Origin of the sequence: Holdemania massiliensis AP2 (assembly GCF_000327285.1) — a bacterium.
GTDB lineage: Bacteria > Bacillota_I > Bacilli_A > Erysipelotrichales > Erysipelotrichaceae > Holdemania > Holdemania massiliensis.
The window spans coordinates 695,864-719,672 of sequence record NZ_HE998568.1 but is presented as its reverse complement, the minus strand read 5'-3'; the positions used below and the strand labels follow the sequence as shown (position 1 = coordinate 719,672).

Here is a 23,809-nt window from a genome sequence, read left to right as displayed (position 1 = left end):
AGGAGGGGACAAGGAATATGAAAAATGAAAAAAATAAGAGTGCTCTCAGCGATCCGAGAATGATTCGTCAGGCGATCCAAGATTCGTTTGCTAAACTTGATCCGCGCGTCCAGATCAAAAATCCGGTGATGTTTCTGGTTTATATTTCCACGATTTTAACCGCCATGCTGACAATTCTATCCCTGTTTGGAATCAAGGATGCAGACACGGGGTTTACCCTCAGCGTCACAATAATTCTTGGATTTACGGTCTTATTTGCTAATTTTGCCGAAGCGATTGCGGAAGGCCGGGGCAAAGCACAGGCGGATACGCTGCGCAAAGCCCGCAAGGATGTTCAGGCTTATCGGCTTTCGGATCCGCACCGCCATGATCAATTTACGGTTGTTTCTTCTGCCGAACTGAAAAAAGGCGATATCGTGATTGTAAAAGCCGGCGAGCAGATTCCTGGCGACGGCGAAGTGATTGAAGGCGCGGCCTCGGTGGATGAAAGCGCGATTACAGGCGAATCCGCGCCGGTCATTCGCGAAAGCGGCGGCGACCGCAGTGCGGTGACCGGCGGAACGACGGTATTGTCTGACTGGATCGTTGTTCAAATGACAAGCGAACCGGGAGCCAGCTTTCTGGATAAGATGATCGCGATGGTAGAGGGAGCGGCGCGCAAGAAAACCCCGAATGAAATCGCACTGCAGATTTTATTGGTAGCGTTGTCGATAATCTTCGTTCTGGTGACCGTTTCCCTTTATGCCTATTCCCTGTTCTCAGCTCGTCAGCAAGGTCAGCCGAATCCGACATCAGTCACTTCGTTAGTCGCCCTGCTGATCTGCCTGGCTCCGACCACGATAGGCGCGCTGCTTTCCGCCATCGGCATTGCCGGGATGAGCCGGCTCAATCAAGCGAATGTTCTGGCGATGAGCGGCCGGGCCATTGAAGCCGCGGGCGATGTTGATGTTCTGATGCTCGATAAGACCGGAACGATTACGCTTGGCAATCGTCAGGCGTCGGCTTTGATTCCTGCCGAGGGCGTCAGTGAAGCTGAATTGGCCGATGCTGCACAGCTGTCCTCGCTGGCAGATGAAACCCCGGAAGGCCGCAGCATCGTGATCTTGGCTAAAGAACAATTTAATCTGCGCGGGCGTAATCTTCAGGAAAAGCCGATGCACTTCGTTCCCTTTACCGCTAAAACCCGTATGAGCGGTGTTGATTATGAAGGCGTTTGTATTCGTAAGGGCGCAGCCGACGCGATCAAAAAACATGTTGAGGCGTTAGGCGGTCATTTCAGCCTTCAATGTCAGGAAGTCGTTGACCAGATCGCCCGGCAGGGAGGAACGCCGTTAGTCGTGTCCAAGAACGAGAAAGTAATGGGTGTGATTCATCTCAAGGATATTATCAAGCAGGGTGTGAAAGAAAAATTTGCGGATCTGCGCAAAATGGGAATCAAAACGATCATGATTACCGGAGACAACCCGCTGACCGCGGCCGCGATTGCGGCGGAAGCCGGGGTTGACGATTTCTTAGCCGAAGCCACCCCGGAAACCAAGCTTCAGCTGATTCGGGATTATCAGGCTCAGGGACATTTGGTCGCCATGACGGGCGATGGAACCAACGATGCCCCGGCGCTGGCACAGGCCGATGTGGCAGTCGCGATGAATACGGGAACGCAGGCCGCAAAAGAAGCCGGCAATATGGTGGATCTTGATTCGTCGCCGACCAAATTGATTCAAATTGTGCAGATTGGCAAACAGCTGTTGATGACGCGCGGATCGCTGACGACGTTTTCCATCGCCAACGATGTGGCGAAATATTTTGCGGTTATTCCGGCAATGTTTGTCGGCTTATATCCAGGACTTCAGGCTTTGAATATCATGCGGCTTCACAGTCCGGAAAGCGCGATTTTCTCAGCGATTCTCTACAACGCGCTGATCATTGTCGCTTTAATTCCTTTAGCACTAAAAGGCGTCCGCTACCGCGAGGTTCCGGCCAGTAAGATGCTGAGTCATAACTTGTTGGTCTATGGTTTAGGCGGAATTCTTGCACCGTTTCTTTTCATTAAATTGTTTGATGTGATTCTTGGCTTTTTGGGCATTTTGTAAGGAGGATCAAAGCATGAAAAAGTGGAAAAGTATTTTTAGCCGGGCCTTGGGATTCTTTTTAATCCTGACCGTTCTGTGCGGCGGTTTGTATACACTGGCCATGACAGGTCTCAGTCAGCTGATTTTTCCGGATCAGGCCAACGGCAGTTTGATTGAAGTTGACGGTCAATGCTACGGCAGTGAATTACTAGCCCAGCAGTTTGCGGATGAAGATCATCTGTGGGGCCGGATCATGAAGCTGGATACCGCGACGTTCACCGATGCGGATGGCAATCCGGTCATGTATGCGGCGCCGTCCAACTTATCCCCGGCCAGCGAAGAATATCAGGCGCTGGTTGCTGAGCGGGTGGCTATGATTGAGGCTGCCCATCCGGAACAGCAGGGAAAGCCAATTCCAGTCGATCTCGTCACGAATTCCGGCAGCGGACTTGACCCGCATATTTCACCGGCGGCGGCAGAGTATCAGGTATCCCGGCTTGCCAGAACAACGGGCAAGAGTGAAGAAGAAATCCGGGCCGTTATAAAAAAATATACGGAAAGCCGGTTTCTGGGATTGTTTGGAGAACCGCGCGTTAATGTCTTGAAGGTGAATCTGGCGCTGGATGGAATTCTGGATTAAATATTAAGCCCTGTTGTATTAGGCAGGGTTTTTGGTTTGTCTACGCTTTCGACAGTCAGCCCGGACTGTCTATTTGCAAACCGGCAGAAAGCGCTATGATACAAGTAGGATCCGATGAAAGCGATCCGAGAAGGAGTGGGATTGTATGAAAAATTCAATGACGCGTGTGTTATGGTTTATTGCCGGAATCCTGCTGATCATCTCCGGCTGTACCTTATTGTTTAGGCCGGACGCCTCGCTGATCTCCATGGCGGGAATGATCGGGTTTGTGATTTTGATCAACGGTATTTTCAGTCTGACGATCTACTTTGTGTTTCACAATGTAATGCTGGGAGCTTTGTGGCAGCTGCTGGACGGTATTCTGGGAATCCTGGTCGGCTTTATGTTTCTGGCCAACAGTGTTCTGGTCGCCTCTGTTCTGCCTTATGTTTTCGGCATGTGGATCATGTTTTCCGGATTGTCCAAGCTGGTCGGCGGATTTGATTTGCGGAAGCTTAATTTTGACGGGTGGGGCTGGCTGGTGCTGCTGGGAGCGGCGATGACGGTGCTGGGCCTGCTGACCTTCTTTAAACCGGTAATCGGTACGGTGGCGCTGTCAACTTTGTTTGCTATGGCTTTGATTGTAGAAGGCGCCCACGCACTGATCCGCGGAATCTATTATCAACGCTTTTGGCTGTAATGAAGGGTTGATTCTTGGTTTGTAAATTACGGGGATTGCCAGCTGAAATTTGAATTCAAAGGATTTCTTGGCTGCGATCCCTTTTTTTGTTTCCGGAATATTTTTCATGTTCGCGAATCAGTTTGACAGTCCTGTCACCGTCCCTTACAATCCCGTCTTTAACACTTGGTAAAATAAAAAATGGCTATAAACCGCTTAACGAAGGGGTAAAATGCCATTTTTTGCTTTGTAAAAGTTTATAGTAATTTTTTCTTGGTTTTGCTTTTATTGATCATTTCTCTCATTTTTGATTTGCGTATGATCTCTGTGTCTGTACGAAATCCGAATCTCTCATGTAAATCATCTGTTAGGTCTGTCCGCTTATATGTAGGGATATAGCCGTATCCTTGGATTTCACATACATTCATATTTCTGATGGTATCCAGTGTTTCTTCCACTGTATATCTGTTTCCCAGCTTTGTTTCCAGTATCCGGTATACCAGCAGGGACAGGAAACAGATCAGAAAATGCGCTTTGATTCTGTCGTCCAGTTGTAAATAGACAGGTCTGGCTTCAAATTCCGTTTTCATGATGCGAAAACATTCTTCAATCTGCCATCTTCTCTTGTTGATGGCTATAATTTCTGATACATCACTTTCCATATCAGTAGTTACCGCATAGAATCCGTCGTACATCTCTTCTCTGTCTATAACATCCTGATCCATTTCCCAGAATGCACTGTCTGCGATTTCTCCGTTTTCTGTGACGGATGTTTTTCTGATGAATCTTGCAGGATCATTCGGGTTTTTGCGGTTTTTCTTAGGCTTTCCGCCTTCACCGATCATCTTCATCGCCCGGTCGATCTGTGCCTGTCTGATTTTTTTCTGGTATTCTTTGTACTTCGGTGAATAGGTGACAATCAGGGTTTCGGAGATTGATTTTCCTTCCACGGGAACTTCCTTGTAGTATATCGAATTAAATACCTCCTGATCCTCTTCATCCAGATCCTCCAGATTGATCAATTGATCACTGCCCAGCCTGCGGTATTGTCTTGGATCCAGCGCTATATCACGGTCTTCTTTCTTTAACTTTTTCAGTGACTGGGTGATGACATAGGATCGGGTGCCTATATCATTGAAGAGTTTGTTTTTCTGTGAACCCAGTCCGCTGTCGGAACAGAACACAAATTCTGAACAGCCAAAATCACGGATCACTTTTTGTTCCAGCGGTTTCAGTGACAGCTGCTCATTCTGATTTCCGGGATAAAGATCGAAAGCTAACGGATAACCGTCCGCATCCATAAACAGTCCCATCCCAATGATAGGGTTTGGTCTGTGCTCTTTGCTTTTACCATACTTCTTGCTATTCTCTTCCTGTTCAATCTCAAAATAGTAATTGGTGCAGTCATAGTAAAGGATCTTCGTGTTCCGTTTATGGATGAAATTGCTGTTGCGGTATGTTTCGGCCTGGATGTAGTCGGATTCTTGTGCCAGAATGGAAAGGGCACGGTAAATATGATGTAGATTGTATGTAGGCTGCTCCAGCAGTGTCTGTGCGAAATCATAAGAACTTCTTTTACTGGAAGGATGAAGAACTCTGGAACAGATGAGATCGGAAAAAATGGCTTTCAGATCATAATTGTTTTTGTGACGGTTCTTTATATTTCTGAATACATTATCAAAACGGAGCTCACTCAGAATGGACTGGATGAAGAGATAACCGCAGTTGAATGAGCGTTGTGCATCTTTTTCAATGATACGTCCGGGTGCAAAAGGAATAGAAACACTTTCCTTTTCTTTATTGTATTCAAGGGTAGCGATTCTTGCCTGCTCTTTGGCCCAGGCCATGACACCGTCACGGTCAGTGCCGAGTTTTTCGGAAAGCTCTTTGAGAGTGCCAAGTTTCCTGTAAATCCTTGAAGTGCTTTTACCATTTTTATCAACATAAGCGAAGTTGATATAAAAAGATTCAGAGTTTTTAGATTTGGTGGTAGTAACACGCATAAGATCACCGCCCTAGTCATATTATACCATAGAACGCAACAGAATACAATAAAATACGATATAAAATAACGATTAATTTGACAAGGCTTAACATAAAAAAAGACTTTGGTTAAAGCCTTAATGAATGGTCGTGATTTTTGACAAGTGTTAAAGACCCGGGATTGCCAGCTGAAATTTGAATTCAAAGGATTTCTTGGCTGCGATCCCTTTTTTTGTTTCCGGAATATTTTTCATGTTCGCGAATCAGTTTGACAGTCCTGTCACCGTCCCTTACAATGAGATTGAAACAAATAAGATATTGATGATTGTAATTAAAGAAAAATCAGGATGAGAATATGAAATCGCTGCGGATCAGTCTGGAAAATGGTTGTAATTCAGAAGCGTAAAGGTTTGATAGCTCATAAATAAACAACCAATAGAGGGAGCGGCGGCATGGATCTTAATGAACAGTTAAACATGAATTTAAACGGGGTGCCGCAGTTCGTTTCCATTCGCGCGGAAAAAGCTGAAGCGCCACTTTTGGTTTATCTGCATGGCGGTCCCGGGGATGCGGCTCTGCCTCTGGTCAAGAAATATAATAAACAATTGGAGCAGCATTTTACGGTTGTGATCTGGGAACAGCGCGGGGCTGGAAAATCGTATTCTCCATTTGACGGCGCAGTGACAATCGAGATGTTTCTTCAGGATCTCGATGTGCTGGTAACGGATTTGCTGAGGCGGTTTAAGCAGCGTTCACTGTATTTGGTAGGTCATTCGTGGGGGAGTATTTTGGGACTTCGCTTTACACAGTCCCATCCGGAACGCGTGCGGACTTATATTGGCTGCGGACAAGTCGTGAATATGAAAAAATCGAGTAGGATTGCCTATGATTATGCGTTAGCCCATGCCGACCGAAAGAGTCTGGAAAAACTGAAAACAATCGACTGCAGTTACCAGTCGGAGAACTGGCTGAACGATCTGCTTTTTGTCACACAGCAAGTTGTTAAACATAAGGGCTCACTCTATGGAGCGAAAAATTACAATCGTTTGATTCTGCCGTTTCTGTTTTCGAAAGATTACACCATCGGGGATTTGATCCGACGTCAGAAGGGCAGCCTGCAGGCCATACAATCCTTGTAGCAGGAAGTCATGCAGACAAACTTTGAAGCGCAGACACGTTTTGAAGCGCCGGTCATTCTGATAGAAGGGCGCTTTGACAGCCATGTTTCCGCAACTCTGGCGAAGGACTACTTTGATCGGATAGAAACGGAAAAACGGTTTTACTGGTTTGAAAATTCCTGCCACTTTCCTCAATGGAGCGAAAATGAGAAATTTAATCAGCTGATGTGTGATTTGCTTGGATAATCCCGAATCAGAGCAGACGATATGGAAATCATCGGGATCATTCAGCAACAAGACCGATGTGATAATAACGATCAATGGCGTAGGTATAAAATCTAAATAAAAAGCATTTCGAGCATAAATGCTTTTTAGGTGCGGATAGATCGTCATCCGGCGATATCTGCTTTTCAGAATGATCGCTATGGAACATTTTTTTCTTAACTGATAGAGATAAAGTCAAATACAATTTGTGAGAGAACGCTTGGCATAGATTTCGGCATTGATCTGCCACTCACCGTTTTCTTTGATAGTTACATTCTGCCATTGAAATTCATCATCATCAATTTTGACAAAAACCCACTTTCTGTTTTCGTCGTTAGTATCAGTAAGAACAATCATTTCCCCTTGCTTTCTGGCTTCAAGACGAATTATCTTGCCGGTGTAGCCGTAAGCAACGTCCCAGGCGTGAGTGTTGGGATTGAAGATACGAAGGGATGTGCCGTATTCATAATCCGGCAGGATAATCACGTCTTGGATGGCCATTCCTTCAAGAACCCATGCGAAATGCCATTCCCCCTGGATGGCCGCAGAATGGCTGCTTTCAACGTAATCAATTTTCCAACTGCCGATCAGTTTTCCAAAATAATTAAACGTTTCCGGTAATTCTGTATTTTTTTCTTCGCTTACCAGAGCCTTAATAAAATCTTGCATAGATGAATCCTCCTTAGGATAAAAGATGCTGGGACAGACAGCCGTTAAATTTTCATGCTGCGGGGACGTTATTCCGCTGACAGAAGGACCGGCTTTGCGATGCGGTGCAAGGAATGGTTTTATTCTATACATACAGCAAGTTTGATCTTATCCTTCACCGCATTGTATCGGTTCTCAGCTAAGGAGTCAACCGAAAGGAAGTCAGTGCGGTTGCAAAATCAGCACAATAGTAAACAGGCAAAGATCGTATTCCATAATATTTTTTCTCATAAAAAGCCGCCTCATCGGAATTCCCAGATAAGGCGGCTCGAGATTTTTCACAGACGTCAAAATCTGCGCTGTTAATTCTGAAGCAGATCATGCAGAAGCTGATAAAGGTAGTTGACATCCAGCGGTTTAGGCACAAAACCATTCATCCCGGCTGCTATCGCAGCCTCTACATCTTCTTTAAAGGTATTTGCTGTCATGGCTACAATCGGGATAACAGAGGCATCCGGACGGGTCAAGGAACGAATAGCCCGTGCGGCTTCCAGACCATTCATGTTCGGCATTTGAATGTCCATCAAAATCATCTGAAAAGTTCCTGGTTTGTTGGCTATAAATTGTTCCACAGCCTGTTTGCCATCCAGACAGCGTTGGACAACAGCTCCTTGAATTTCCAGAAGCTGAATGGCAATTTCGGCATTCAAATCGTTATCCTCTGCCAGCAGAATTGAAATGTCTTTTAACAATGTATGGTCCTGAGGTTTAATAAATCGGTTTGGGATTTCTTTCGGATCGGGATTCAGCTGCAATGTAACGGTGAAAAAGAATTCACTGCCTTCGTCCGGCTGACTTTGAACCTGAAGGACACCGCCCATACTGTGAACGATACTGCTGCTGATGGGAAGGCCTAAACCGGTTCCTTGGCTTTTTGCCTGACTGGTTCCGACCTGCTCAAAGCTTTCAAAAATTCGCTGCTGATCTTCTTTGGGAATCCCAAAGCCATTGTCGATCACTTGAAAAAAGAAGGAAGCCTCTTTCTCCGTGTTTGATTGTTCTGTAACCCGAAGCTGAATCCTGCCGTCTTTAGGGGTGAATTTAAACGCATTGGAAAGCAGATTGGTCAAAACCTGACGAAGCCGAATACTGTCGCCTAAGAGCTGGCCGTGCGTCACTGCTTTTTCAACTGTGCAGGTCAGTCCGCGCTGAGTCGCTTCGATTTCCATCATTGCCTGAATTTCGTCCAGCATGCAATTTAAGGAAAACGGTTCATGAGCCAGAGTCAGTTTTCCGTTATCAATCCGGCTCATATCGAGGATATCGTTGATGAGATCCAGCATGTAATGCGATGAATTCCGCAGCTTGGATAAGTTTTCCTGAACTTCGGCAGGTACGCCGTCCAGCATGCTGGTAAGGTCGGTCAGACCGATGACCGCATTCATCGGCGTGCGCAGTTCATGGCTCATACGGGAAAGAAATTCGCCTTTTGCCCGGCTCTCAGCCTTGGCTTTTTCCAGATTGCTCTGCATCAGGACCGCCTGCATCCGCGCCCGGTATATGCCTAAGACTGCAATGACCACGACGATCAAAAACGCCGTAAGAACCAGAATAAAGGTCACGGGATTGGCATAAATAAGTTCGGTTAGGGTCATGCTGGAAGTGCCGATGGAAATCATATTGCGGTCTAATATTTCTGAACGTTCCTTCTCGGAAAGACTGTTGATCGATTTGTTGAGAATGGTCAGCAAATCCGGATCAGAGGGCCGTTTTAATGCAAAACTGAGATCGCTGCGGTTGTTTATCGGCGTGACCGGTACAAGATTGGAAAAATGATAACGTTGAATATCCATTTCCAGCCGGCTGCCCAAACCGTAGATAAAGTCTGCTTTGCCGCTGTTTACGGCTTTGAGCGCATCGGTGACGGTAGGATAGGTTTGGATTTCAGCTGCGCTGATTTCGGGAGGCAGGGACTGACCTTCGACAATCGCACAGATCAATCCGGCTGCCGGATAAGAAGACATTTTATTGCGGACAACAATGTTATTAAGATTGACATACGGAGAAGTCAAGGTTAAGCCCTGATCGATGGATTGTTCCTCCGTTCCTGTGTAGAATCCAAGTAGATCTGCTTCTCCCTGCTGAACTAACTGCATCGCTTCCAGATACGTGTCGGTAAAATGATAAGTGAAACTCAGTCCGGTATATTCGGCAATCACATCCAGCACATCGCAGATAACACCGCGGTGCAGTGTGCTTGAAGTATTCAGACAGAACAGCGGATGATAACTTCTTGGAACTGCGACGCTTATCGGATCACGCTGCTGAATATATTCTTTTTCCGCAGAAGAAAGCGGGATATCCACATCCGTTCCATTCTGAAAATTGGCGGCGTAGCGGTCAACACTGAAACTGGGATTGGAATCTGTAATTTTCTTCAGAGCCATATTCAACCCGTCGAGTACCTTTTGATTGCCAACCGTAGTGACAATGTAATAAGGTTGAGAATCGAAGGAGGCGACGATGCGGAATCCAGGAGGATTTTCAAAGTTATTTCCCAGCAATAAATCGACTTCTCCATTCTCTAAATAGAGATAGAGGTTCCCTTCAGCAGAGAGCTCTTCATAACTGTAAGTTCGGATTTCGCAGTCAAGGTTGTGAATGGTCAGATATTCCTGCAGTCTGCTGATATTTTCCAGGGCCCTTTCATAGACTCCGATAGTTTTTCCATTTAAACTGTATAAATTAAAGTTACTGATGCTGCTGTCATCTTTGCGTGCCATTAATACAGCTTTGCTGTAGCCGATATTGTATTTAGGGTAAGCAAAATATTGTTCAAAAGAAGGCGAGTAATAAGTCCCGCCCATCAAATCAAAGCGCCCTTCTATAAATTCATCAATCAAATGATCGCCGTCGGTATCAATATACTCATATTCCCACCCCGTATATTTAGCGATTTCGTTAAGATAATCTACGACGATTCCTTTTCGTCTTCCATCCTCTGTCAGCTCCATAATGCCGGGAATCTGTGAAAACGCGACTTTAAGTACGGTTGGCTGCTCTTCCTCGGCATGGGTGATGACGGGAGCAATCATAGATAAGAGGGTTAAGAGCATGATCGCGCTCCATTTTATTTGCTTCAGGATTCGTTTTCTCATGGATTATCCCGCTCCTTTATCGTAATTAAAACAGACGCAAGCTTTTAATTCTTTGTTCATCCGATAATTTCTTGACTTTTGTTTGCTGAACAATATAAGGCTTGTTTGTTTTATTATAAACCTAATTGAAAAGTAAATATAGAACAAATTTAAAGCTCATGCTGGCAAAGTCATGTAAAATGGTTGTTAAACGAAAGCCTCCGGTTTCAAAGTTGAAAGCGACGCAGGGGAAAACGGGAACAGAAAACTTTTCGTCCGGTTCTTTTATCTGTAAGCGTTGCCGATAAACTTGCGGCGGCAGAAGAAAATATCCGGCTTGGTTTTCAGCGGAATTCCCGCAGACTATCCTGATCCGATGAGATGTAAGAAAAGCGCTTAACTAAGGCGAAAAATAAGAAATTTAGGATTGCTTTTAACAGGGGGCTATGCTAAGATATATAAGCACTTACTTTGGACACGCAAAGAGGTCCAAGGCGGAAGGAGAGTAATTATGAAAAAAGGAATTCATCCAAACTACCATAAGGTCACAGTCACCTGCACAACTTGCGGCAACACATTTGAAACCGGATCAGTAAAAGACGATATCCGCGTCGATACCTGCTCTAACTGCCATCCGTTCTACACTGGAAGACAGCGCTTCGCAGCGGCTCAGGGTCGGATCGAAAAGTTCAATCAGAAGTACGGATTGAAGAAATAACAACGCGAAAAAGGATAAGGGAGCGCAAGCCCCTTATTTTTTTGTTGACTGGGAAAGTTCTATGAGAAAATGAAAATGACGAGGTGAACTCAATTGCGCTACTTTCGCTTTGGCGTATGTTGTAAACAGACCACCAGGAAGAAACCTTCGAGAATGACTTGAACAATGCAAGCTGAGCAAGCGTAGGAAGGAATCTAAAATAAGGATAAAAAATATTGTTTCTTTCAGCTTTTAGTCCGTGTCCAAGGGTGGAAAGTCAGCGGCAATTCCTGTACAATAGGTACGGATAAATGAAACATAAACGATAAGAGAAGAAGAGGAGCGGAATTATGATGTATCATCAATACCGCCCGGGATATGTCGAAGTGATTTCCGGGTGTATGTTTGCGGGAAAAACAGAAGAATTGATCCGGCGGATTAAGGTGTTGGAATTTGCAAAGAAAAAAGTGCTTGTGTTTAAGCCTGCGATTGATAACCGTTACAGCGAAACCAAGGTGGTTTCCCATGCCGGCAGTGAAGTCGACAGCATTGTGATTCGGGAAGCGAAGGAAATTTTGAACTATGTCGATGATACAATTGATGTCGTTGCGATTGACGAGGTTCAGTTCTTTGATGAAGATATTATAGAAATCTGCGATTATTACGCGAAGAAAGGCAAACGGGTCATGGCTGCGGGACTGGATATGGACTTTAAAGGCGAGCCGTTCGGCGTGATGCCGATTTTGATCACCAAGGCCGAATTTGTCACGAAGCTGACTGCGGTTTGTACGATTTGCGGGGCTCCGGCGACCCGCACCCAGCGCTTAGTCAACGGCAAACCGGCCAGTTTTGATGATCCGATCATCTTAGTCGGGGCTTCTGAAAGTTATGAAGCCCGCTGCCGGCATTGCCACCAGATAAAAAATAAGCCGTCCCATTTGGGGCTGGATTATGACTGAAACCTTCAAAAGGTGGATCGCGCCGAAAGATTTCTATAAGAAAGTATTTCTGATTTCTGTTCCCTTAGCCTTGCAGCAGCTGCTCAACAGCGCTATGGGGATTGCCGACAGCATGATGGTGTCGTGGATCGGACAGGTCACGGCGGTCGGTACGGCCGCGCAGGTGGAAAACCTGATGATGACCGTCGGCTTCGGCGTTGCCAGCGGAGCGGGAATCTTTATGTCGCAGTTCTTCGGCAAGCAGGACTTAAAGAGTGAGAAGAAAGCCTTTGGTCTGGGCATGATCTTAAGCCTGATCAATGCTCTGGTTTGGATGGGCGCTTCGGTTTTCTTCGGCCGGCAGCTGATGGGCTTTTACATTCAGGATCCAACCGTGATCGAATCAGCGCTGCAGTATTTGATGATCGCGATGATATCTTATCTGCCGGGGGCTTTGATTACTATGTTTTCCTTCGCCTACCGCTGTATTCAAAAAACGCATGTTCCGATGCTGATCGGGCTTGTCAGCATGTCTGTCAATATCGTGCTGAATTATTGTCTGATCTTCGGCCATTTTGGATTTCCGACGCTGGGCGTGCAGGGGGCGGCACTGGGAACGCTGATTGCGCAGACAACAGGCCTGGTGATACATATCATCTACGCATATAAGTCCAACCAGTCGTTCATCGGTACACCGCGGGAAATGTTTGCGCTCAACGCTGATTTTGTCCAGCCGATTCTTCGGCGGGCTTATCCGTTAGTGCTGAATGAATTATTTTTCGGATTCGGCAATACTTTATATATCCGGGCGTTCGGCCGCTTGGGAACGGAAGCGATGGACGCCTACTATGTCGGCAATCAGATTTCCAATATGTTCTTCTTTATCGTCCAGGGCTTAAACAGCGCTAACGGCGCGATTCTGGGCGCCTCTTTGGGACAAGGGGATCTGGCGCTGGCGAAGCGGCAGGGAAATTGGTTTGTCGCCTTGGCCGTCGTGCTGTCGGCGGTTTCATCGCTTTTAATCTTAACCTTTGCCCATCCGATGGTCGATCTGTTTGGCCTGCAGAATGCCAATGTCATTCGTGAAGCCGTACTGATCGTTCGGATTTTCTCAATCCGCATTTCACTGCGGATGTTCAACGTGCTGGTATTCTCGGCATTAAGAGCGGGCGGCGATTCCAAATTCCTGGCGTTTCTGGATGCCGGAATCATGTGGATTGTCGGTCTGCCGCTGGCCTTCCTGTTAGTGGAAGGTCTGCATTTCACCAGCATCGCCTTAGTCTTTTTGATCATTCAGATGGAACAGCTCGTCCGCATGGTCATCGGTCTGAAACGTTATTTTAAAGGGGCTTGGCTGATTGATCTCACACAGGAAGTAAAAACTGCATAAGGAGGAATAAGCATGGATGCAATGATGAAACGGCTTCAGTCGATTGAAGCTCGATACGATGAAATCAACGAAGAAATGATGTCGCCGGCGATCGTTTCCGATCCCAAACGGCTGGCTCAGCTGGGCAAGGAACAGGCTTCGCTGAAACAGTCGGTCGAAGCGTATGAGGAATTAAAGAGTCTGAACTCACATATTGAACAGGCGGAGGAAATGCTGAAGGAGCATGATCCGGAACTCAAGGAAATGGCGCAGATGGAGTTGGATGAACTGCTGCCGAAGAAAGAAGCGCTGATTGAAAAGATCGAAGTGCTGCTGATCCCGAAGGATCCGAATGATGATCACGACTGCATTGTGGAAATCCGCGGGGCTGCCGGCGGTGATGAAGGCAATATTTTCGCCGGCGATCTATATCGGATGTATGTTCGGTATGCTGAAACACAAGGATGGAAGATTCAGGTGCTGGAAATGAGCGAATCGGAAGCCGGCGGCTTTTCCGAAATATCATTTTTAGTCAAAGGCAATGAGGTTTATCGTCAGCTGAAATTTGAATCCGGGGCGCATCGTGTGCAGCGCGTGCCGAAGACGGAAACTCAAGGCCGTATTCATACGTCAACCGCAACGGTGCTGGTGCTGCCGGATGCCGAGGAAGCCGATATCGAAATCGATCCGGCCGATTTGACGATTGAAACACACCGCGCTTCCGGCGCCGGCGGACAGCACATCAACAAAACAGATTCCGCGGTGCGGATTGTGCATGTGCCGACCGGGATTACCGTCAACTGCCAGGAGGGCCGTTCTCAGCACGAAAACCGGGAAACCGCAATGCGTTTAATCCGCGCCCGCGTCTATGAAGAGCTGAGCCGGCAGAAGGAAGAAGCGGAAGGGGCAATCCGCCGGGCAAAGATCGGGACCGGCGACCGTTCTGAAAAAATCCGAACCTACAATTATCCGCAGAACCGTGTTACTGACCATCGAATTGGCTTCACGGTCAATCAGCTGGATCGGATTATGGAAGGGAAGCTGGACGATGTCATCGCCGCTCTGTTAGCGGAGGAACAGCGTCAGAAACTGGCTGGAGAACAGAATCATGCCTAGTTTCCGCGAACTGATTCATGCGTCGCTGCCGCTTTTGCAGCAGGCGCAGATTCCGCAGGAAACCGCTCAGGTATTTCTTTTGGAGCTGAGCCAGAAGGAAAGCTACGATCTGTATCTGCATTATGAGGAGGAAGTCCCGGCCGAGCTGGCCAAACAGTATCAGGAAGGGATGACACGGATCCTGAAACAGGAGCCGATGCAGTATGTATTGGGATATTCCTGGTTTTACGGCTATCGTTTTCAGGTCAATGAAAACGTGCTGATACCGCGTCCGGAAACAGAAGAGCTGGTGGCGAACATTCTGGCGGATGTGGACGCTTATTTCGCTGACGCGGAAACGGTGGAAGCGGTGGATATCGGGACCGGCAGCGGGGCGATCGCCCTCGCATTAGCCAAAGAAGAACCGAAAATCCGCATGAGCGCGACGGATATCAGCGCCCAAGCCGTAGAAGTTGCCAAAGCCAATGCTGCCAATTTAGGCGTCGATGTGAAATTTATGGTCGGTGACATGGCGCAGCCGGTCATTGAGGCTGGGATGAAGGTGGATCTGTTGATCTGCAATCCGCCTTATATTCCTCAAGAAGAAGAACTGGAAGCTTCGGTCAAGGATTACGAACCGCATGTCGCGCTGTTCGGCGGGGAGGATGGTTTGAAATTCTATCGTCAGGTTTTTGCGGCAGCCCCGCGGGTGTTAAAGGAAAAAGCAATGATGGCCTTTGAAATCGGCTGGAATCAGAAAGAAGCGTTGTTGGCGGAGGTCAGAAAAACCTTTGGCGAGGTGCGGGCGGAAGTCGTGCAGGATATCAACGGCAAAGACCGGATGTTGTTTGTGTACTTTAATCTGTAAGGGTCTTTTGAAGTCATTTTGTATAAACAGCGAAAACCCGTCCATCCTGAAGCTAACAGGAAGGACGGATTTTTTATGAAGAAGCTGATTGTGATGATAAGCCTTGGTTTGTTTTGTTCCCTCTGCACACTGGTTGGAGAAACGGAAGAAGTGCGCTTCCAGATTCAGGCCGATTCTCAAATTCATCAGGAAGCTGAACTGAAAAATCAAATCTATACCGTCTATTCAGAGCTGACCGCCGGCGTGGATGCGGACAGCCGTCCGGTGATCGTCGCGCAGAATATCAGCGCCTTTGAAATTGCGGATGATATTGAAGCCGAATACCGCAGCAATACCGTCATCATCATTCAGGGAGACGGCAAAGGAAGCCTGATCCACGGCAGTTTTGATGCTTTCAGCTGCGGACGTCCAGTAAATCCGAAATCCTGGCTTGCGGAGATTTTAGGATAGAGATAAGAATTAAAACAAAAATTTCGCAAGGGATTCAGATTAGCGGTATTTGATTCACAATGGACAAACGAATAAAATCATATCTATGAGCATACAGAGAAAACTGCGGAGAGTGAAGTTCGGATGCGCTAAGTCAGCTGAGCAGGCGAAGCAAATGATAAAATCACCTGCATTGCGGGTGATTTTGATTTCCGTGGATTAAGAAACAATTCATAAAATAAATTTCTAAGATCGGATAAATATGTCCTTTAATATAATTATATTATTTTTAATATTATTCCTAAAAGTAGAATCATATCATGGCAGAAAAAAATTAAATTAGATTATTCAGGGATTAGAAAAGAGTTAAAGTTATTAGAAGATAATCTAAGTCCATTAACCTTTGAAGAACAAAAACAGATTGTAAGAGACTTAGTCAATGAAATGCTTGAACAAAAAAACAATGATTTGATAGAAAAAACATTTGTATTGTATTTATGTTATGAATTTACAGAATTAATCGCTGAGTACGAGCACATACTATCTCAAAGCTATGATACTCGGGATATTGATCCACTTTATCAGCCGCCTAGTTTTATGACGGGCTATTATTTTTATACAACGAATGTTAAAAATACGTATAATCTAGAGGAAATAAAAATCCTGTCGGATACGTTAATCAAACGGCATCGTAAACTTAAAACAGAAATTCAAAAATATTTAATAAGTACAGATTGGTATGTAAAGAATCTTCTAGATAGCGAATTTCATGGCTTTTCCAAATTGAAAATCCAATCCGCAAATTTTGACTTCCGCGTAAATCATGAGATTACTACTTCTAATAAAATGTTAAATAGTTTAAGTTACTTTATTCCAGCCTATTTGGAAGAATTATTAAAAGATTCATAGTAATGCCAAGCTTCTTATCTAACTCTCTTTGTGATCTCTTGGATCCAATGACTTTATTAGCATCATCCATTCCGATGGAGAAACTGCAACAGGAAAAAACTGGTTATCTCGTTGATGGGGAAGGTCAATTCACGTTGGAATATAGTATGTGATAAGCAGGCTTGAAGTTGATGATTACTCCATTTTCCAATCATCCGGAACATTCTGACTGCCCCAGCGGCACAGTTCACTTAAGATGGGCATCATTGATTTTCCTTTTTGGGAAAGACGGTATTCCACTTTAGGCGGAACCTGCGGATATTCCAGACGCAGGATCAGACCATCAGCTTCCAGTTCTTTCAGTTGGCTTGACAACATTTTATGGGTCACCTTGCCCAAGGATCGTTTCAGTTCGCTGTATCGCAGTGTGTCTTGTTTCCAAAGCCAAAATAAAATGTGCATCTTCCATTTTCCCTCGACGCAGGTCATAGCATAAGCAAAGGGGCGGACGTTGACTTCTTTTAATTCTTTCTGATTTTGCATCATGCTCTCCTTTTGGATAGTACCTTACTTATTCGTGCGTACTCGTTTGTTCGATAGAATTATGGTATAAATAAGATATTAAGTCAACAGGAGGAATAAATCATGTCTTTACTTTCATCGTCACTGGTTCTTCATTCACTGCAGTTAAAAAATCGGATCGTCATGCCGCCGATGGCAACCTCTAAAGCTGAAGAAGGAAAGATTACAGCCGACTTAATTCAATATTATGAAGAGAAATCCGCAGATGAAGCGATCGGCCTCATCATTGCGGAGCACAGCTATGTTTCGATGGCAGGCAAGGCCAGCATGAATCAGGTGTCCCTAGCTGCAGATGCCGACATGCAAGGCTTGAAGGCACTGACGGATGCGATTCATGCCCATCATACGCCGGTCTTTGCGCAGATCAATCATGCCGGAAGCGCCGCGAAAGCGGAAATTACAGGTTTCCCTCCGCTGGCGCCCAGCGCGGTGAAACATCCAAGAGCCAAAGAAGAGGAATTGCCGCAGATGATGAATGCGGAAGATCTGGAAAAAGTCATTTCCGATTTTGCCCTGGCTGCGAACCGGGCGAAAGAAGCAGGATTTGACGGTGTGGAAATTCATTCCGCTCACGGATATCTGTTAAATCAGTTTTATTCCCCGATCACCAATCAAAGAACAGATCAATATGGGGGATCCCTGGTGAATCGTATTCGGCTGCATATCCAGATCATTGAAAGAATCCGTCAGACTGTCGGCGGCGACTATCCGCTGACCCTGCGTTTAGGTGTCTATGATAGATTGGAAAACGGGAGTACAATGGACGAAGCGGTTCAAGCCTGTGTGATGTTTGAAAAAGCAGGCTTGGATTTCATTGATCTGTCCGGCGGATTAAATGGTTATCTGCGTCCGGGCCACAGTGAACAGGGTTATTTTCAGGATTTTTCTGAAGCTGTTAAACAACAAGTCAAAATGCCTGTCCTTTTGACCGGCGGAATTACCGAAGCTCAAGCTGCGGAAGCGCTGCTTCAGGCGCAGAAAGCTGATCTGATCGGCATTGGCCGGGCGATTTTGAAAGATTCAAAATGGGCGGAAAAGGCTTTAAAAACAATAAAGTAGAAATGCGGAAACACTCAATACTTTGAATTAATGAGAAAAAGTCAGAAATAATTGAGAAGCAAGCAGAATCATAAACAAAGCAGAGAGAGTCTTTTATGGCTGGATCTGCTTTTTATGTGCGGACGCTCAGAGCCAGGCTTCAAGATTTCCAGATTGGATCTCGGACAGATGCTGCGCAATCTGCTGCTCAGACCAGTCCCACCATTTTACTTTCAGCAGGCGATCCATTGTATTTGAATCAAATCGTTTTCGTATCAGCTTTGCGGGAACACCGCCAACAATCGTATAGGGCGGAACATCTTTTGTAACAACTGCCCGTGTTCCAATAATCGCGCCGTCGCCAATCGTAACACCGGATAAAATAACCGCTTCATAACCAATCCAAACGTCATTGCCGATGACAATATTCCCCTTGTTGTCCCAAGCCTTTGTGATCTCATTGACCGCTAATCCCCATTCCTCAAAAAAGATGGGGAAGGGATAGGTCGATAACGAAGATAATGTATGGTTTGCGCTGTTGAAGATGAATTTTGCTCCGCAGGCAAGGGAACAGAATTTTCCGATGATCAGTTGATCCTGGTTGACAGGGTAATGATATAAAACATTGTTTCTTTCAAAAGCTTTCGGGTCGTTGACAAAATCGTTATAGATCGTATAATCGCCGACGATTATGTTGGGATTGGTGATCACATTTTTCAGATACACTGTTTCTTTATCATTTGAACGTGGATAGATTTTCTGTGGCATGATGATTCTCCTTTTGTTCTTTTAATGGAAATCCAAACTTTTTAAACTCCTTGAAGTTGTTGTTCTCGGTATAATAGACGGCCTGTTCCTTCACGGAGTAAAGAAATGAAACCCGAGTAGCCCATTTCCCCTCTTGGCAAGTGACCTGAAGCAAATCCTGAGCGTCTGAAATTGAGAAATGTGATTGACAGCGGCTGAGGAATTCCAGCGCTCGTTCAAACCGGTCATCATCCGGGACAATAAATTTTTCAGTGCTTTCCGGCTTGATTAAAGAATAATTTGTAATCAGGGAATAGCGTTTCTGTTCCTGCCGATATCCGATTCCCGGCTCAAGGATCAATACACGCCCCTGAGCATCGGATAACAGGGCCTGCATCGAAGCATCCGGGGCATACGTTATCTTTTTTGTTTTTGCGATTTCAAGAACCTCATCAAAAGACAGCTGGCCCTGGATAAACTGTTCCGTTAAAGCGGCAATGGTAATGCAGTTTTCACCCGCTTGATAAACTCCGTCAGGGTTTTCCTGCACATACAATAACGTTCCAACATTTCCGTTTCTGTTGACTCCATGATAAGAATGATATATTCCGTCAGGTCTTAAAATCCCGATATAGAATCGATCTTTTTCTATCCGTACCTTGTGTTTCCATACTGAAAGGTCAATATCAAAATTAAACCCTGTAATCACATCCTGGCCATGATAAACAAATCGCGTACACATTGTTGTTTCCTCTTATATTTTCTTTCTATGTTGATTATTTTACAGTCAGAATACAAAACAGGCTATACACAGTCTGATACAGAATTAAACGGGATAAAGGAAAAGGCTGCTTCAGCAGCCCTGACCGTTATTTTTGATAAATGATTTTTCTGATGGCATAGATGGATAAGCCATATTCTTCTGACAGACATTTCATAGAAACTCCGCCGCGATATTCTTTTCTTATCTGTCTGTTGCGCTGTTCTAGTTCTTTCCGATAGCCGGAAACTTCTCCCCAGCGCTTTTGCTTTTTCTGTTCAATCGGAACATAAATATATTCACCCTGAACATACTTCTGCAGCTCTTTTACCAGAGCATCGGGAAGAATCACTTTTGCATTGCCATATTTCATGCGGGCTTCCTCCTTGATTGCATCTCAAGCAGCAAAGCCAGTATTTTTACACTGCGGCGCTATTCCTCCATGCAACGGCCGCAGTCTGCCGGCTTTGCATGGAGGAAATCATCGTTTTGCCTTTTCTTGTTTTCACACATTTGAATCACTTCCTTCTTTTCCTTAAAATTGATCTTGATTGTTCTCAGTGTAGCATGTTCATCCTTTTCGATCAAGGATCCATAGCTTTTTTGTCCGAGTCTTGGAAATGGAAGAAGGTGGCCGCAATTTGAAGCTTAATATTCAACCGATGACAAACCGCTGTTGTGTCCTTCGCCGCCGCGGTTTTTATTTTGCTTGATTCAGCGATCTCACAGCGTGTCCGCTGAAAGTTTTTTGTCAGGAATAGAAGAACTTCACCCGGGCTTCTGCTTTTATTATATAATGGGGAAGAAAATGACGCTGAGTGATGGAGCGTCAGGAGGAAGCTTTATGATCGTTGAAATCCATGAAATTCTGATACAGAAAGAAAAACTGAGCTATCCCTGCGATCAGTTAACCGTCGGTTTTATCAGCGAAGCTGAATTCCAGGCTTTCGTGAAACAGGCGGATTTGTCTTTGCCGATGCCCAAGCAAACAGAAACGCTGATGCGCAATGCAGTCAGCGTGAATGAAGAGGCGTTCTGGTGCGTTCTGCATCTCATCAATCCCGGACAGATTCTGGGCGAACGCGATCAGATCGGTTTGCTGATCCTGAAAAACTGCTTTTTAGTGGTGGATCTGGCGGATGCGGATGACAGTACCGGAGAAGCGGTAAACCGCATGCTTCAGACACTGCGGCCGCAGAAGGCGACGCTGCCGCGGCTGATTTGCGGTTTTTTTCGGGAAATATTAATTCAGGATCCGGATATTCATGAAGAATTGGAACTCAGGATCGATACGCTGGAAAAGGAAGTATTTGATTGGAAAGCGCCTCATTTCCGCCGTCAGGTGATGCAGCTGGGAAAAGAACTGTTGACCTTGAACCGCTATTATGAACAGCTGATCAATATGAGCGATCATTTAGAGGAGAATCTCAATGATCTGTTTGAAGAAAATGAACTGCGCAGCTTTCATCTGCTGAATGACCGGCTGCTTCGTTATCGCGATAATGTGCAGCTGCTGCGCGACCGCCTGACGCAGACGCAGCAGTCTTATCAAGCCCAGCTGGATTATCAGTTGAATAAATCAATGAAAACTTTGTCGCTGGTAACGACAATCTGTCTTCCGCTGTCGCTGATTGCCGGGTGGTACGGAATGAACTTTACAACGATGCCGGAACTGCAGTGGACGTATGGCTATCTCTATGTCATTGTTCTGAGCACTGCGGTTGTGAGCTTGGTCGTCGGTTTGTTAAAACATAAAAAAGGATAAAAATGGTGTTTTCTTAACCTTGGCTTAACCTCCGGTTCGGTATAATCAAGACTGTCCGGGAATGGAAAGGAGCAGCGCATGAAACTGTTAATTGTGGAAGATGAGGAAGATCTGGCGATGGGCTTAAAACGCGGCTTACGCAAAAATGGCTATGATATCGAGTGGTGCAGTGAAGGCCGCGAGGGATTGGAGCTGGCGTTGATCGAGGATTACGAATGTATTTTGCTGGATTTGAATCTGCCGGGAATCGATGGGCTGGATCTGCTTCGTCAGCTGCGTCAAAAGAAACCGCAGCAGAAGGTTCTGATCTTATCAGCCCGGGGAACTGTGCACGATAAGGTGGAAGGGCTTGACCTGGGAGCCGATGATTATCTGGTCAAACCGTTTCACTTTGAAGAGCTGCTGGCGCGAATCCGCAATCTGACCGGACGCCGCTTTGTGCGTCAGGAAGCGGTTGTCTGCCGTGGGAAGCTTCGGATTGACGTTGAAAGACATCAGGTTTTTGTGCAGGATCAACGGCTGAGGCTGACCGCCAAAGAAATTCAGATCCTGGAAACACTGGCGCTGAATGAAGGCCGACTGCTGAGCGCGGAAGCGATTATCGCGCAGGTATGGAGTGAAGATGAAGACTTGTTTTCCAACGCGTTTAAAGTCCATTTGTCTTCCCTGCGGCGCAAACTGACGCTTGCAACGGGAAAGGACTGGATTGAATGTCAGCGCGGATTGGGATATCGCCTGAAGGAGAACGATTATGAAAAAGCTTAGTCTTCAGGTTAAAATAACCCTGTTGTGCGCGATGATTTTGACCGCGGCCTGTCTGCTTCTGACCGTGACTTCGATGATTTTCAGTTCCCGAAGTCTGACTGGTGTGGCGCAGCAGGCAACGACGGTGATCACGGATTTCGCCGTTACGTTTGAAGACTATGCCGCGGCGGTTTCGGCTGCCCGGGCGGTCGATGTGAAGGAAAAAACAGATGCCGCTGAACTGGAAAAGGCTCCTGAATCAACCTGGCTGGACGATCAGGTTGTGTTTACATCGAATCTGGAGTCTTTTCTCAGCGGCGAGGTGCCGGTAGAGCTGCAGCAGGATATGATTCAGATTACAACGGCGGTCAATGACCGGCTGCAGGTTCAGGTTCTGGCACTGATGGTGGCAATTATTATCCTAGGTATTTTGGGGATCTATTTGACGGTTTCCCGGCTGACACGGCCGCTGCGGGACTTATCCACTTCTATTGGAACGCTGGATGAAGAGAAGCTGTCCACGCGCTTAGAAGAAAATGGCATCCGCGAGGTTGCGGAACTCAGCCGAGCCTTCAATCAGATGATCACGCGGCTGGATGACGCTTTTGAGAGGCAAAAACGCTTTACCGCGGACGCCGCCCATGAGTTGAAAACACCACTGGCGTCGATTCAGGTCAATCTGGATTCGCTGCGGCAGGATGAGGAATACACCGCCGAGGAAGCCGCGGAAGTTCTGGAAGTGACGCAGCGCAATATCCGCCGCTTGAATCAGCTGGCAGAAAATCTGCTTCAGCTCAACAGCGCTCAAATGATCGAACAGCGGCAGCGCTGTTCCGTTCATGACTGTCTGTGTACGATCTTGGAAGAACTAAAACCGCGGATCAAACAGAAACAGCTGACGATTCAGCTGGCGGAGGTCTATCCTTGTCTGGATTCGGAACCGACGCTGCTGCTGCGCTGCTTGTATAACTGTGTGGAAAACGCGGTGAAGTATTCGCCGGAGAACAGTACGATCCGAATTGAACTGGAAAAAACCGAACAGGAGGTTCGGATTGGGATTATCAATCCGTCGGAGCCGATCAGTGAAAGTCAATGCGCTCAGCTGTTTCAGCCGTTTTACCGGCTGGATGCCTCGCGCAGCCGTAAGCTGGGAGGTAGCGGTTTAGGCTTGGCGATCACGCAGGAAATTGTTCAGCGTTTAGGCGGATCCGTCCGGGCTTTATGGCAGGACGGCGAGTTCAAAATGGAGATTCGCCTGCAGGTCATGCCGGATTCATAAGGCGCTTGTCGTTTCTATCATCACCCTAAAGGCAGTTTGTTTTTGGCCGCAGGGAAACCGAATTGAATCAGCCATTATCTAAAAATAAGCTTT

Annotated in this window: 23 protein-coding genes; 16 read left to right on the top strand and 7 right to left on the bottom strand. The window is 46.2% G+C overall.

All coding sequences use genetic code 11. The features are described 5' to 3' along the window. Positions 1-17: 17 nt before the first annotated feature. The 3 genes from kdpB to BN162_RS11155 all read left to right on the top strand — a co-directional run bounded on the left by kdpB (position 18) and on the right by BN162_RS11155 (position 3,388). The gene (kdpB, locus tag BN162_RS11165; protein WP_020225191.1) at positions 18-2,090 is read left to right on the top strand and encodes a potassium-transporting ATPase subunit KdpB; all 2,073 of its coding nucleotides are present in this window, start codon (positions 18-20) and stop codon (positions 2,088-2,090) included. Between the two features lie 13 nt (positions 2,091-2,103). Then, positions 2,104-2,709, top strand: coding sequence for a potassium-transporting ATPase subunit KdpC (kdpC, locus tag BN162_RS11160; RefSeq protein WP_020225190.1), 606 nt, complete (start codon positions 2,104-2,106; stop codon positions 2,707-2,709). A 145-nt stretch (positions 2,710-2,854) separates the two neighbouring features. Beyond that, entirely contained in the window at positions 2,855-3,388 is a 534-nt protein-coding gene (locus BN162_RS11155; RefSeq protein WP_020225189.1) for an HdeD family acid-resistance protein, read from the top strand. Positions 3,389-3,624: 236 nt separating this feature from the next. Here BN162_RS11155 and BN162_RS11150 read toward each other — a convergent pair whose 3' ends face one another. Further along, positions 3,625-5,370, bottom strand: coding sequence for an IS1634 family transposase (locus BN162_RS11150; RefSeq protein WP_020225188.1), 1,746 nt, complete (start codon positions 5,368-5,370; stop codon positions 3,625-3,627). A 432-nt stretch (positions 5,371-5,802) separates the two neighbouring features. On the opposite strand from BN162_RS11150, the gene BN162_RS11145 reads away from it, so the two are divergent. After that, a complete protein-coding gene (locus tag BN162_RS11145; protein ID WP_020225186.1) occupies positions 5,803-6,489 on the top strand; it encodes an alpha/beta fold hydrolase in 687 nt (228 codons plus the stop codon). 9 nt (positions 6,490-6,498) lie between these two features. Beyond that, positions 6,499-6,714, top strand: coding sequence for an alpha/beta fold hydrolase (locus tag BN162_RS18955; RefSeq protein ID WP_020225185.1), 216 nt, complete (start codon positions 6,499-6,501; stop codon positions 6,712-6,714). Positions 6,715-6,927: 213 nt separating this feature from the next. Here BN162_RS18955 and BN162_RS11140 read toward each other — a convergent pair whose 3' ends face one another. After that, positions 6,928-7,401 (bottom strand): hypothetical protein, encoded by a 474-nt coding sequence (locus tag BN162_RS11140; RefSeq protein ID WP_020225184.1) that lies wholly within the window; start codon positions 7,399-7,401, stop codon positions 6,928-6,930. Between the two features lie 341 nt (positions 7,402-7,742). Beyond that, positions 7,743-10,538: an ATP-binding protein gene (locus tag BN162_RS11135; protein WP_020225183.1), complete on the bottom strand. Its 2,796-nt coding sequence runs from the start codon at positions 10,536-10,538 to the stop codon at positions 7,743-7,745. Between the two features lie 490 nt (positions 10,539-11,028). Between BN162_RS11135 and rpmE the strand changes: the two genes are divergently transcribed. The 7 genes from rpmE to BN162_RS11100 all read left to right on the top strand — a co-directional run bounded on the left by rpmE (position 11,029) and on the right by BN162_RS11100 (position 16,822). Further along, positions 11,029-11,235 (top strand): 50S ribosomal protein L31, encoded by a 207-nt coding sequence (gene rpmE, locus BN162_RS11130; RefSeq protein WP_006058230.1) that lies wholly within the window; start codon positions 11,029-11,031, stop codon positions 11,233-11,235. Positions 11,236-11,567: 332 nt separating this feature from the next. Beyond that, on the top strand, positions 11,568-12,173 hold the full coding sequence (locus BN162_RS11125; protein ID WP_040451994.1) for a thymidine kinase: 606 nt from the start codon (positions 11,568-11,570) through the stop codon (positions 12,171-12,173). After that, positions 12,166-13,542 carry an MATE family efflux transporter gene (locus tag BN162_RS11120; protein ID WP_020225181.1) on the top strand — a complete coding sequence of 459 codons (1,377 nt, stop codon included), beginning with the start codon at positions 12,166-12,168 and terminating at the stop codon, positions 13,540-13,542. Before BN162_RS11125 ends, BN162_RS11120 begins: the two co-directional genes overlap by 8 nt. 12 nt (positions 13,543-13,554) lie before the next feature. Then, the gene (gene prfA / locus BN162_RS11115; protein WP_020225180.1) at positions 13,555-14,637 is read left to right on the top strand and encodes a peptide chain release factor 1; all 1,083 of its coding nucleotides are present in this window, start codon (positions 13,555-13,557) and stop codon (positions 14,635-14,637) included. After that, the gene (gene prmC / locus BN162_RS11110; RefSeq protein ID WP_020225179.1) at positions 14,630-15,484 is read left to right on the top strand and encodes a peptide chain release factor N(5)-glutamine methyltransferase; all 855 of its coding nucleotides are present in this window, start codon (positions 14,630-14,632) and stop codon (positions 15,482-15,484) included. The genes prfA and prmC overlap by 8 nt, the downstream gene beginning before the upstream one ends. Positions 15,485-15,559: 75 nt before the next feature. Then, positions 15,560-15,934, top strand: a complete 375-nt coding sequence (locus tag BN162_RS11105; RefSeq protein WP_020225178.1) for a hypothetical protein — start codon at positions 15,560-15,562, stop codon at positions 15,932-15,934. A 423-nt stretch (positions 15,935-16,357) separates the two neighbouring features. Continuing rightward, positions 16,358-16,822 carry a hypothetical protein gene (locus BN162_RS11100; protein ID WP_020225177.1) on the top strand — a complete coding sequence of 155 codons (465 nt, stop codon included), beginning with the start codon at positions 16,358-16,360 and terminating at the stop codon, positions 16,820-16,822. Positions 16,823-16,996: 174 nt separating this feature from the next. Here the strand turns inward: BN162_RS11100 and BN162_RS11095 are convergent, their stop codons facing one another. Continuing rightward, complete coding sequence (locus tag BN162_RS11095) at positions 16,997-17,344, bottom strand: winged helix-turn-helix transcriptional regulator (RefSeq protein ID WP_020225176.1); 348 nt, start codon at positions 17,342-17,344, stop codon at positions 16,997-16,999. Positions 17,345-17,446: 102 nt separating this feature from the next. On the opposite strand from BN162_RS11095, the gene BN162_RS11090 reads away from it, so the two are divergent. After that, on the top strand, positions 17,447-18,442 hold the full coding sequence (locus BN162_RS11090; RefSeq protein ID WP_020225175.1) for an NADH:flavin oxidoreductase: 996 nt from the start codon (positions 17,447-17,449) through the stop codon (positions 18,440-18,442). Between the two features lie 126 nt (positions 18,443-18,568). Here the strand turns inward: BN162_RS11090 and BN162_RS11085 are convergent, their stop codons facing one another. From BN162_RS11085 to BN162_RS11075, 3 genes are all read right to left on the bottom strand, one after another. After that, positions 18,569-19,189 (bottom strand): CatB-related O-acetyltransferase, encoded by a 621-nt coding sequence (locus BN162_RS11085; RefSeq protein WP_020225174.1) that lies wholly within the window; start codon positions 19,187-19,189, stop codon positions 18,569-18,571. Continuing rightward, entirely contained in the window at positions 19,158-19,910 is a 753-nt protein-coding gene (locus BN162_RS11080) for a C45 family peptidase (protein WP_020225173.1), read from the bottom strand. The genes BN162_RS11085 and BN162_RS11080 overlap by 32 nt, the downstream gene beginning before the upstream one ends. 127 nt (positions 19,911-20,037) lie before the next feature. Then, positions 20,038-20,301 (bottom strand): CD3324 family protein, encoded by a 264-nt coding sequence (locus BN162_RS11075; RefSeq protein WP_020225172.1) that lies wholly within the window; start codon positions 20,299-20,301, stop codon positions 20,038-20,040. Between the two features lie 471 nt (positions 20,302-20,772). On the opposite strand from BN162_RS11075, the gene BN162_RS17985 reads away from it, so the two are divergent. The 3 genes from BN162_RS17985 to BN162_RS11060 all read left to right on the top strand — a co-directional run bounded on the left by BN162_RS17985 (position 20,773) and on the right by BN162_RS11060 (position 23,716). Further along, the gene (locus tag BN162_RS17985; RefSeq protein ID WP_020225170.1) at positions 20,773-21,693 is read left to right on the top strand and encodes a magnesium transporter CorA family protein; all 921 of its coding nucleotides are present in this window, start codon (positions 20,773-20,775) and stop codon (positions 21,691-21,693) included. A 78-nt stretch (positions 21,694-21,771) separates the two neighbouring features. Beyond that, on the top strand, positions 21,772-22,458 hold the full coding sequence (locus tag BN162_RS11065; RefSeq protein WP_020225169.1) for a response regulator transcription factor: 687 nt from the start codon (positions 21,772-21,774) through the stop codon (positions 22,456-22,458). Further along, on the top strand, positions 22,445-23,716 hold the full coding sequence (locus tag BN162_RS11060) for a sensor histidine kinase (protein ID WP_020225168.1): 1,272 nt from the start codon (positions 22,445-22,447) through the stop codon (positions 23,714-23,716). The genes BN162_RS11065 and BN162_RS11060 overlap by 14 nt, the downstream gene beginning before the upstream one ends. Positions 23,717-23,809: the final 93 nt, after the last annotated feature.

Excerpts from the sequence above, each read along its gene's own strand:
- BN162_RS11080 (WP_020225173.1), bottom strand. The coding sequence starts at position 19,910 with ATGTGTACGCGATTTGTTTATCATGGCCAGGATGTGATTACAGGGTTT.
- BN162_RS11135 (WP_020225183.1), bottom strand. The coding sequence starts at position 10,538 with ATGAGAAAACGAATCCTGAAGCAAATAAAATGGAGCGCGATCATGCTC.
- BN162_RS11150 (WP_020225188.1), bottom strand. The coding sequence starts at position 5,370 with ATGCGTGTTACTACCACCAAATCTAAAAACTCTGAATCTTTTTATATC.
- BN162_RS11090 (WP_020225175.1), top strand. The coding sequence starts at position 17,447 with ATGTCTTTACTTTCATCGTCACTGGTTCTTCATTCACTGCAGTTAAAA.
- kdpC (WP_020225190.1), top strand. The coding sequence starts at position 2,104 with ATGAAAAAGTGGAAAAGTATTTTTAGCCGGGCCTTGGGATTCTTTTTA.
- BN162_RS11095 (WP_020225176.1), bottom strand. The coding sequence starts at position 17,344 with ATGCAAAATCAGAAAGAATTAAAAGAAGTCAACGTCCGCCCCTTTGCT.
- prmC (WP_020225179.1), top strand. The coding sequence starts at position 14,630 with ATGCCTAGTTTCCGCGAACTGATTCATGCGTCGCTGCCGCTTTTGCAG.
- BN162_RS11120 (WP_020225181.1), top strand. The coding sequence starts at position 12,166 with ATGACTGAAACCTTCAAAAGGTGGATCGCGCCGAAAGATTTCTATAAG.
- kdpB (WP_020225191.1), top strand. The coding sequence starts at position 18 with ATGAAAAATGAAAAAAATAAGAGTGCTCTCAGCGATCCGAGAATGATT.
- BN162_RS11085 (WP_020225174.1), bottom strand. The coding sequence starts at position 19,189 with ATGCCACAGAAAATCTATCCACGTTCAAATGATAAAGAAACAGTGTAT.
- BN162_RS11065 (WP_020225169.1), top strand. The coding sequence starts at position 21,772 with ATGAAACTGTTAATTGTGGAAGATGAGGAAGATCTGGCGATGGGCTTA.
- BN162_RS11075 (WP_020225172.1), bottom strand. The coding sequence starts at position 20,301 with ATGAAATATGGCAATGCAAAAGTGATTCTTCCCGATGCTCTGGTAAAA.
- BN162_RS17985 (WP_020225170.1), top strand. The coding sequence starts at position 20,773 with ATGATCGTTGAAATCCATGAAATTCTGATACAGAAAGAAAAACTGAGC.
- BN162_RS11060 (WP_020225168.1), top strand. The coding sequence starts at position 22,445 with ATGAAAAAGCTTAGTCTTCAGGTTAAAATAACCCTGTTGTGCGCGATG.
- BN162_RS11140 (WP_020225184.1), bottom strand. The coding sequence starts at position 7,401 with ATGCAAGATTTTATTAAGGCTCTGGTAAGCGAAGAAAAAAATACAGAA.
- BN162_RS11145 (WP_020225186.1), top strand. The coding sequence starts at position 5,803 with ATGGATCTTAATGAACAGTTAAACATGAATTTAAACGGGGTGCCGCAG.
- rpmE (WP_006058230.1), top strand. The coding sequence starts at position 11,029 with ATGAAAAAAGGAATTCATCCAAACTACCATAAGGTCACAGTCACCTGC.
- BN162_RS18955 (WP_020225185.1), top strand. The coding sequence starts at position 6,499 with ATGCAGACAAACTTTGAAGCGCAGACACGTTTTGAAGCGCCGGTCATT.
- BN162_RS11155 (WP_020225189.1), top strand. The coding sequence starts at position 2,855 with ATGAAAAATTCAATGACGCGTGTGTTATGGTTTATTGCCGGAATCCTG.
- BN162_RS11125 (WP_040451994.1), top strand. The coding sequence starts at position 11,568 with ATGTATCATCAATACCGCCCGGGATATGTCGAAGTGATTTCCGGGTGT.
- BN162_RS11100 (WP_020225177.1), top strand. The coding sequence starts at position 16,358 with ATGCTTGAACAAAAAAACAATGATTTGATAGAAAAAACATTTGTATTG.
- prfA (WP_020225180.1), top strand. The coding sequence starts at position 13,555 with ATGGATGCAATGATGAAACGGCTTCAGTCGATTGAAGCTCGATACGAT.
- BN162_RS11105 (WP_020225178.1), top strand. The coding sequence starts at position 15,560 with ATGAAGAAGCTGATTGTGATGATAAGCCTTGGTTTGTTTTGTTCCCTC.